This window comes from Pantoea sp. sgz302252 (assembly GCF_047713085.1).
GTDB lineage: Bacteria > Pseudomonadota > Gammaproteobacteria > Enterobacterales > Enterobacteriaceae > Scandinavium.
In genome coordinates, this window is record NZ_JBLFJW010000030.1 from 58,642 (window position 1) to 67,355 (window position 8,714).

Genomic DNA, 8,714 nt, shown 5'->3' on the forward strand with positions numbered 1-8,714 from the left:
CGCTACCGCTTACCCGGCCTACGTAAGCCTTGTAGGCCCGGCAAGCGAAGCGCCGCCGGGCAATGGCTAGCCGTTACTCTTCGCCGTTACTCTTCACCGGAAAAACCAGCGCGGTTCAGCAAGAACTGAGACAACAGGGCAACAGGACGACCGGTCGCGCCTTTGGCTTTACCAGAACGCCATGCGGTGCCCGCGATGTCGAGGTGTGCCCAGTTGTACTTGCGGGTGAAGCGCGACAGGAAGCAGCCTGCGGTAATTGCCCCGCCAGGACGGCCACCGATGTTCGCCATATCCGCGAAGTTGGTTTCCAGCTGTTCCTGATACTCATCGCCCAGCGGCAAGCGCCATGCGCGGTCACCGGCTTGTTCAGACGCGCCAATCAGCTCATGCGCCAGTGGGTTGTGGTTCGACATCAGGCCGGTAATGTGATGGCCCAGCGCGATAACACAAGCGCCAGTCAGCGTTGCCACGTCGATCACCGCTTCCGGTTCAAAACGCTCAACGTAGGTCAGCACATCGCACAGCACCAGACGGCCTTCGGCATCGGTGTTCAGCACTTCAACGGTTTGACCGGACATGGTGGTCAGCACGTCTCCTGGGCGATACGCACGTCCTCCAGGCATGTTTTCACAGCCCGCCAGCACGCCGATGACGTTCAGGGGCAGTTGCAGCTCCGCCACCATGCGCATCACGCCGTAGACTGCCGCCGCGCCACACATGTCGTACTTCATTTCGTCCATGCCTTCGGCTGGTTTGATGGAGATGCCGCCGGAATCGAACGTCAGGCCTTTACCGACCAGCACGATAGGACGGGCATCTTCCGCCGGATTGCCTTTGTATTCAATGACCGACATCAGGGACTCGTTCTGCGAGCCGTTGCCGACGGCCAGATACGAATGCATGCCCAGCTCTTTCATCTGCTGCTCGCCAATCACGCGGGTGACGACGTTTTTGCTGTAGGAGTCGGCAAGCTGACGCGCCTGCGAAGCCAGGTACCCGGCGTTACAGATGTTTGGCGGCATATTGCCAAGATCTTTCGCTGCCTTGATACCGGCAGCAATCGCCAGACCGTGCTGGATTGCGCGTTCACCGCTGGTGAGTTCACGACGGGTCGGCACGTTAAAGACCATTTTACGCAGAGGGCGGCGCGGCTCGGTTTTGTTGGTTTTCAACTGGTCGAAGCTGTACAGCGTCTCTTTCGCGGTCTCAACCGCCTGGCGTACTTTCCAGTAGTTGTTGCGGCCTTTGACATGCAGTTCAGTCAGGAAGCACACCGCTTCCATCGAACCGGTATCATTGAGCGTATTGATCGTTTTCTGGATAACTTGCTTATACTGACGTTCATCCAGCTCGCGCTCTTTGCCACACCCAATCAGCAGAATGCGCTCAGAGAGCACGTTCGGCACGTGGTGCAGCAGCAGAGTCTGGCCAGGTTTGCCTTCAAGCTCGCCACGGCGCAGCAGGGCGCTGATATAACCGTCGCTGATCTTATCGAGTTGTTCGGCGATCGGGGAGAGACGGCGTGGTTCAAAGACGCCAACAACGATGCAGGCACTCCGTTGTTTCTCCGGGCTACCGCTTTTTACACTGAACTCCATGCACTACGCTCCTGAATCTTAAAGACAACGGCGGTGGCTACGGATAGAATTGCAAGCTTTCGTAACTCATGTCCGCTGTTGCGGTGACTTCGTGTTAATCTTAACGATATCGCGATGTTGGCTCGTCAGAACCGGGTCTGAAACGTAAAGCCGCTGAGTCATATAATCTTAGCGATGTTTTCGACGACTCAAGAGAATAAATGACGTTTAAGCCATGAAACAAGCAATTTTCCAGCAATATCACAGGTTTTAACGGGCGTATTTATAGTGATAATCATAAGATATCTGGTGCGGGAGACGCTGAAAAGCCAGCTGGCTATCCTCTTCATCCTGCTACTGATCTTTTTCTGCCAGAAACTGGTCAGGATCCTCGGCGCAGCGGTAGAGGGTGAAATCCCGACCAATCTCGTGCTCTCCCTGTTAGGGCTTGGGGTGCCAGAAATGGCGCAACTGATCCTGCCCCTGAGCCTGTTCCTTGGCCTGTTGATGACGCTGGGCAAACTCTACACCGAAAGTGAAATCACGGTGATGCATGCCTGCGGCCTGAGTAAAGCCGTGCTGGTGAAAGCCGCGATGATCCTCGCGCTGTTCACCGCGATGGTTGCGGCGGTCAACGTGATGTGGGCCGGGCCGTGGTCCTCCAGACATCAGAACGAAGTGCTGGCAGAAGCGAAAGCGAACCCGGGCATGGCGGCGCTGGCACAAGGCCAGTTCCAGCAAGCGACCGATGGCAACGCCGTTCTGTTCATTGAAAGCGTCGACGGTAAAAAATTCCACGATGTTTTTCTCGCGCAGATTCGCACCAAAGGCAACGCACGTCCTTCCGTCGTGGTGGCGGATTCCGGACAGCTGTCACAAAGCAAAGATGGCTCGCAGGTTGTGAACCTGAACCAGGGCACTCGCTTTGAAGGCACCGCGATGCTGCGTGACTTCCGTATCACCGATTTCAAAGATTACCAGGCGATTATTGGGCATCAGGCCGTTGCGCTTGATCCGAACGATACCGATCAGATGGGCATGAGCGCCCTGTGGAATACCGATACGTCACAGGCACGGGCAGAGCTGCACTGGCGTATCACGCTGGTTGCGACAGTCTTTATCATGGCGCTGATGGTTGTGCCGCTGAGCGTGGTGAACCCGCGTCAGGGCCGTGTGTTATCGATGCTGCCTGCCATGTTGCTGTATCTGGTGTTCTTCCTGGTGCAAACGTCGCTGAAATCCAACGGCGGCAAAGGCAAAATTGACCCAACGCTGTGGATGTGGGGCGTGAACTTAATGTATTTCGGCATCGCCGTGGCGCTGAACCTGTGGGATACAGTGCCGATGCGCCGCGTCCGTGCGCGGTTTAGCGGGAAAGGAGCGGTATAATGCAAGCATTTGGCGTACTTGACCGCTATATCGGTAAAACCATTTTCACCACCATCATGATGACGCTGTTCATGCTGGTGTCGCTCTCGGGCATCATCAAATTTGTCGACCAGTTGAAAAAAGCCGGGCAGGGCACCTATGACGCGCTGGGCGCGGGCATGTATACCCTGCTCAGCGTGCCAAAAGACGTGCAGATTTTCTTCCCGATGGCGGCGCTTCTGGGCGCGTTATTGGGCCTGGGCATGCTGGCGCAGCGCAGCGAACTGGTGGTCATGCAGGCTTCCGGCTTCACACGCATGCAGGTGGCCTTGTCGGTGATGAAAACGGCCATCCCGCTGGTCTTGCTGACCATGGCGATTGGCGAATGGGTCGCACCGCAGGGCGAGCAAATGGCGCGTAACCTGCGTGCGCAGGCGATGTACGGCGGCTCGCTGCTCTCAACCCAACAGGGGATGTGGGCGAAGGACGGCAACAACTACATCTACATCGAGCGCATCAAAGGCGACGATGAGCTGGGCGGGATCAGCATCTACAGCTTCAACGACAGCCGTCGTTTGCAGTCGGTGCGTTACGCGGCTTCAGCGAAATTCGACAAAGACAGCAAAAGCTGGCGTTTGTCACAGGTGGATGAATCCAACCTGGCCGATCCGAAGCAAGTCACCGGCTCGCAAACCGTGAGCGGCACCTGGAAAACCAACCTCACGCCAGACAAACTCGGTGTTGTAGCGCTGGACCCAGATGCGCTGTCAATAAGCGGTCTGCACAACTACGTGAAGTACCTGAAATCGAGCGGACAAGATGCAGGGCGCTACCAGCTCAACATGTGGAGCAAAGTGTTCCAGCCGTTGTCGGTGGCGGTGATGATGCTGATGGCGCTGTCGTTTATCTTCGGGCCGCTGCGTAGCGTACCGATGGGGGTGAGAGTGGTGACGGGGATAAGCTTCGGCTTTGTGTTCTACGTCCTCGACCAAATCTTCGGCCCGCTGACGTTGGTCTACGGCATCCCGCCGGTGATTGGCGCGCTGCTGCCAAGCGGCAGCTTCTTCCTGATAAGCCTCTGGTTGATGACGCGTAAGGCTTAATCTTTACCCTCGGTTTTGCTGTTCCCCCTCTCCCTAACCCTCTCCCTCAGGGAGAGGGGACTTGTCCGGCGCGGTTTTTACACTCTCACCTTAAGAGGGAAGGGACTGTCCTTTACTCCCTCAGAGAGAGGGGACTTGTTCGGCGTGGTTTTTACACTCTCACCTTAAGAGGGAAGGGGCTGTCCTTTACTCCCTCAGAGAGAGGGGACTTGTTCGGCGTGGTTTTTACACTCTCACCTTAAGAGGGAAGGGGCTGTCCTTTACTCCCTCAGAGAGAGGGGACTTGTCCGGTGCGGTTTTTTACACTCTTACCTTAAGAGGGAAGGGACTGCCCTTTACTCCCTCTCCCTTGGGGAGAGGGTAGGGGAGAGGGGGAAATTTCAAAGCCGATTCAATTCCCCGACCTTGCACAAAATTACCGCCGTCTTCCCCCAAGCAAACTCCCAAGCATCCCGCGTACAATCTGGTTGGTAATCTGCCTTGTCGCGGTTTTTGCTGCGGCCTGAACCAGTCCGTCTTTTTTCCCGCCTCGTGGGCCTGTGGTACCAAACAGAATGTCTTTCAGGCCACCAAGAATGCCGTCGTCAACTTCTGCGGTTGCCCCTTTCGCTGGCGGTGCATTTTGCTCTTCCGTAGTCGCCTGAACGCCTTTTTGCAGCTTCTCGAAAGCAGATTCGCGATCGACCGCATCCTCATACTTCCCGTATAGCGGGGAGTTATTGATGAGCCCATTGCGTTCATCGTCGGTGACGGGCCCCATGCGTGAACACGGCGCGATCACCATGGCGCGTTCGACCACGGACGGGCTGCCTTTCTCATCCAGGAACGAGATCAGCGCTTCGCCGGTGCCCAGTTCCTGAATGGCTTTCTCGGTATCAAACGCCGGATTCGCTCGCATGGTTTGCGCTGCGGTTTTTACTGCTTTCTGATCTTTCGGCGTAAAGGCTCGCAGGGCATGCTGCACGCGGTTGCCCAACTGCCCAAGGACGTTGTCCGGAATATCAGACGGGTTCTGGGACACAAAATAAACGCCAACGGCTTTCGAGCGTATCAAACGAATGACCTGCTCGATTTTATCCAGCAGCACCTGCGGCGCGTCGCTGAACAGCAGATGGGCTTCATCGAAGAAGAACACCAGCTTCGGCTTTTCCAAATCGCCCGCTTCAGGCAACTGTTCATACAGCTCAGAAAGCATCCACAAAAGACTGGCGGCATACAGTTTCGGCATCTGATAGAGCTTCTCTGCGCTCAGGATATTGATGATGCCTTTGCCGTTGCTGTCGGTTCGCATCCAGTCTTTGATATCCAGCATCGGCTCGCCGAAGAAGTGCTCCGCGCCTTGCTGTTCCAGCCTCAGCAAACCACGTTGAATAGCGCCCACAGACGCACTGCTGATATTGCCGTACTGATTCTGGAAGGATTTGGCGTTATCGCCGATGTATTGGGTAATGGCACGCAAATCTTTGAAATCGAGCAGCAGCAGGCCCTGATCGTCGGCAATGCGGAAGATGATATTCAACACGCCGGACTGAACCTCGTTCAGGTTCAGCAGACGCGACAACAGCAGAGGCCCAAGGTCGGACACTGTTGCGCGCACCGGGTGGCCTTTCTCACCGAAAATGTCCCACACCACCACCGGGTTGCTGTGCGCTTCCCAGTCATTCACGCCAATCTTTTTCAGGCGCTCCATGAGCTTCTCTGACGCCTGGCCTTCCTTCGCGACGCCCGTGAGATCGCCTTTGACGTCAGCCATAAACACCGGCACGCCACTCTCAGAAAATGACTCTGCCATTTTTTGTAGGGTGACAGTTTTACCTGTCCCCGTTGCGCCAGTGATAAGCCCGTGGCGGTTCGCCATACCGGGCAGTAAAAACAGTTCCTTGTCCGTCGTGCGGGCAATCAGCAGGGGTGAACTCATGGTATTTCCTCCGTTTCTTCTGCGTCGAGTATAGGCCAAAGTGACTGACTTTTATGCTCAGCAAAGTCTGGACTTTGCGGCGTAATACGCAGCGACGACTATGCTTTGCCATACGTATTTCAAATGGGTGGAAGGAAATGTCCAGATTCTTTTTCAATGACCGCAAGCAGCTGGTCAATGATGCCATAGAAGGCATCGTCGTCTCCGCGCCGCACGGCAACCTGGTGCGCTTAGATATCGACCCGGCGATTCGGGTGATTGCCCGTGGCGATTGGGATAAAAGCCGGGTGGCCGTTATTTCCGGCGGCGGTTCCGGCCACGAACCTGCGCACGCGGGCTTTGTCGGCAAAGGGATGCTCACCGCGGCGGTGTGCGGTGACCTGTTCGCCTCGCCAAGCGTGGACGCGGTGCTGAACGCCATCGTGGCGGTGACGGGCGATCGCGGCTGCCTGCTGATCGTCAAAAATTACACCGGCGACCGCCTGAACTTCGGCCTCGCGGCGGAGAAAGCCAAACGCTACGGCCTGAAAGTCGAGATGGTGATTGTGGCAGACGATATCGCGCTGCCGGACAACAAACAGCCGCGCGGCATCGCAGGCACGGCGCTGGTGCACAAGATTGCGGGCTACGCGGCCGAACAGGGCAAAACGCTAAGCGAAGTCCGTAACGTTGCGCAGCAGGCGTGCGACAGCGTGTTCAGCCTCGGCGTGGCGATGGAGAGCTGCAACCTGCCGGGCAGTGATGATGAAGAAGGGCGTATCAAACCTGGGCACGTCGAGCTGGGGTTGGGGATTCACGGCGAACCGGGCGCATCGACCGTCGACAGCCACAACAGTAAAACCCTCATCGACACGCTGGTGAAGCCCCTGCAGGAGAAAGTGGGCAACGCGGATGTCGCCGTGCTCATCAATAACCTTGGCGGCGTATCGGCCCTGGAAATGGCACTGCTCACCAAAGAGCTCGCGCATTCCGCGCTGAAGAACAACATTCGCTGGCTGATTGGCCCGGCGGCGCTGGTGAGTTCGCTGGATATGAAAGGTTTCTCACTCTCGCTGCTGAAGCTCACGCCTGCGTTTGAGAAGGCGTTGCAGGCTGATGTCGAGACTATCGGCTGGCAGAAACCCGTCGGCTTTGCGCCCTTAAAGACCATTAAACACAGCAAGATCCACGACAGCGTCGATTTCACGCCATCTGACAACGAGCAGGTGAAAGCGCTGGTCGCAGCGGCGACGCACACCCTAATTGAACTGGAAAACCGCCTGAATGCGCTGGATGCCAAAGTGGGCGATGGCGATACCGGCTCGACATTCGCCGAAGGCGCGCGCGACATCGAACAGCTACTGAAAGCAGGCAAACTGCCGCTCAACGACACCGCGCAACTGCTGCAACTGACAGGTGAAAGGCTGGCGACCGTCATGGGCGGCTCCAGCGGCGTGCTGATGTCGATATTCTTCACCGCAGCAGGTCAGGCCGTTCATGAGGGCAAAAAGCTGGCAGAAGCCTTGTTAAACGGCTTGCAGCAGATGAAACAATACGGCGGCGCAGATATAGGCGACAGAACGTTGATAGATGCCCTGCAACCGGCGCTGGAAGCGCTGCGCGACAAAGATTTGCCCGCAGCAGCGAAGGCCGCGAAAGAGGGCGCAGACAGCACAGCAAAAATGCAAAAAGCCGGCGCGGGCCGCTCATCTTACGTCAACAAAGAGAACCTGGAAGGCGTAACCGACCCGGGAGCGGTGGCTGTCGCTGAGGTGTTTGCTGCTATCACCAGGGGCTAATCGCGGCCTCCCTCTCCCTTTCGGGGACCGGCGCTGCTTTGTCTTTCTCCCTCGCCCTATCGGGCACCTGCATTGTTTTGCCTTTCTCCCTCGCCCCTTTGGGGAGAGATACCGTCTTGCCGGTCATCCGGCAAGTGGTATCTCAGCATTAAATTCGCGTCCGGATTTCACCACGCCATAGGCCAGCTGCAGCAGTTTTCTCATCCCTGCACATACCCGTTCTTTTCCTGTCTTCCCTCTCGCTGACAGCCTTTCCATCAGGTTTTTCACCACCTCATTGTACCTTCCTGCCACAACCGCTGGCATATACAGTGCGCTGCGCAACTCTGCATTACCCACTTTCGACAGTCTGCTTTTTCCTTTCCACATCCCTGACTCACAGCGACGTGGATTCAGACCAGCGTATGCCACCAGTGCCTTGCTGTTGCTGAACCTTCTCAGATTGCCTGCAAACGCCAGCAGACTTACGCTCAGCATGTCACCTACCCCGGGGATACTCTTCAGTAGTTCCCGGTCACGCTTCAGGTCCGGGTTATCATCAATGTGTCGGTTAATTTTATTCCGGGTTTCTTCAATCAGGTCTTCCAGTACCGCGACATGCTCGTTCAGGGACGGGACGATGACATCATCTGCTGCTTCGCGGCGGTTCACTTCCATCTGACGCATCTCTTCCAGATTACGCAGGTGCCGTACCAGAGCCGTCAACTGACGCTCGCTCAGCGGAGCAGGAGACCAGAGGGCGGGCTGATACAGGGCGCAGTAGCGGGCTATCAGCGCCGCGTCACTTTTGTCGGTTTTATTGCGGGTCAGCTCAGTATTACCGAACGCGTGGATACGCGCCGGGTTTTCGAGGCTAACGTGGCAGCCGCTGTCGGCCAGCAGGGTGGCCAGTTCAGTGCTGTAGCAGCCCGTCGCTTCCATGCAGACATGACAGTCGCCAAAGCGCGTCAGCCAGCTGAGGAACTCGCGG

The 8,714-nt window shown here is 56.8% G+C and carries 7 protein-coding genes; 4 read left to right on the forward strand and 3 right to left on the reverse strand.

All coding sequences use genetic code 11. The annotated features are described in order from the left end of the window. Nucleotides 1–86: 86 nt before the first annotated feature. A complete protein-coding gene (gene pepA / locus ACLW56_RS19745) occupies nt 87–1,598 on the reverse strand; it encodes a leucyl aminopeptidase (RefSeq protein WP_330985413.1) in 1,512 nt (503 codons plus the stop codon). A 153-nt stretch (nt 1,599–1,751) separates the two neighbouring features. Here pepA and ACLW56_RS19750 point away from each other — a divergent pair, with 153 nt between their 5' ends. From ACLW56_RS19750 to lptG, 3 genes are all read left to right on the forward strand, one after another. Beyond that, nucleotides 1,752–1,802, forward strand: coding sequence for a hypothetical protein (locus ACLW56_RS19750; protein ID WP_217448718.1), 51 nt, complete (start codon nt 1,752–1,754; stop codon nt 1,800–1,802). 63 nt (nt 1,803–1,865) lie between these two features. After that, a complete protein-coding gene (gene lptF, locus ACLW56_RS19755; RefSeq protein ID WP_330985414.1) occupies nt 1,866–2,966 on the forward strand; it encodes an LPS export ABC transporter permease LptF in 1,101 nt (366 codons plus the stop codon). After that, the gene (gene lptG / locus ACLW56_RS19760; protein WP_330985415.1) at nt 2,966–4,048 is read left to right on the forward strand and encodes an LPS export ABC transporter permease LptG; all 1,083 of its coding nucleotides are present in this window, start codon (nt 2,966–2,968) and stop codon (nt 4,046–4,048) included. Before lptF ends, lptG begins: the two co-directional genes overlap by 1 nt. Before the next feature lie 415 nt (nt 4,049–4,463). Here lptG and ACLW56_RS19765 read toward each other — a convergent pair whose 3' ends face one another. Further along, nucleotides 4,464–5,966, reverse strand: a complete 1,503-nt coding sequence (locus ACLW56_RS19765; RefSeq protein WP_330985416.1) for a helicase HerA-like C-terminal domain-containing protein — start codon at nt 5,964–5,966, stop codon at nt 4,464–4,466. A 137-nt stretch (nt 5,967–6,103) separates the two neighbouring features. On the opposite strand from ACLW56_RS19765, the gene ACLW56_RS19770 reads away from it, so the two are divergent. Further along, the gene (locus ACLW56_RS19770; RefSeq protein WP_330985417.1) at nt 6,104–7,744 is read left to right on the forward strand and encodes a glycerone kinase; all 1,641 of its coding nucleotides are present in this window, start codon (nt 6,104–6,106) and stop codon (nt 7,742–7,744) included. Nucleotides 7,745–7,867: 123 nt separating this feature from the next. Here the strand turns inward: ACLW56_RS19770 and ACLW56_RS19775 are convergent. Then, on the reverse strand, nt 7,868–8,714 hold an 847-nt coding region (locus tag ACLW56_RS19775; RefSeq protein ID WP_330985418.1), incomplete at its 5' end, for an IS110 family transposase.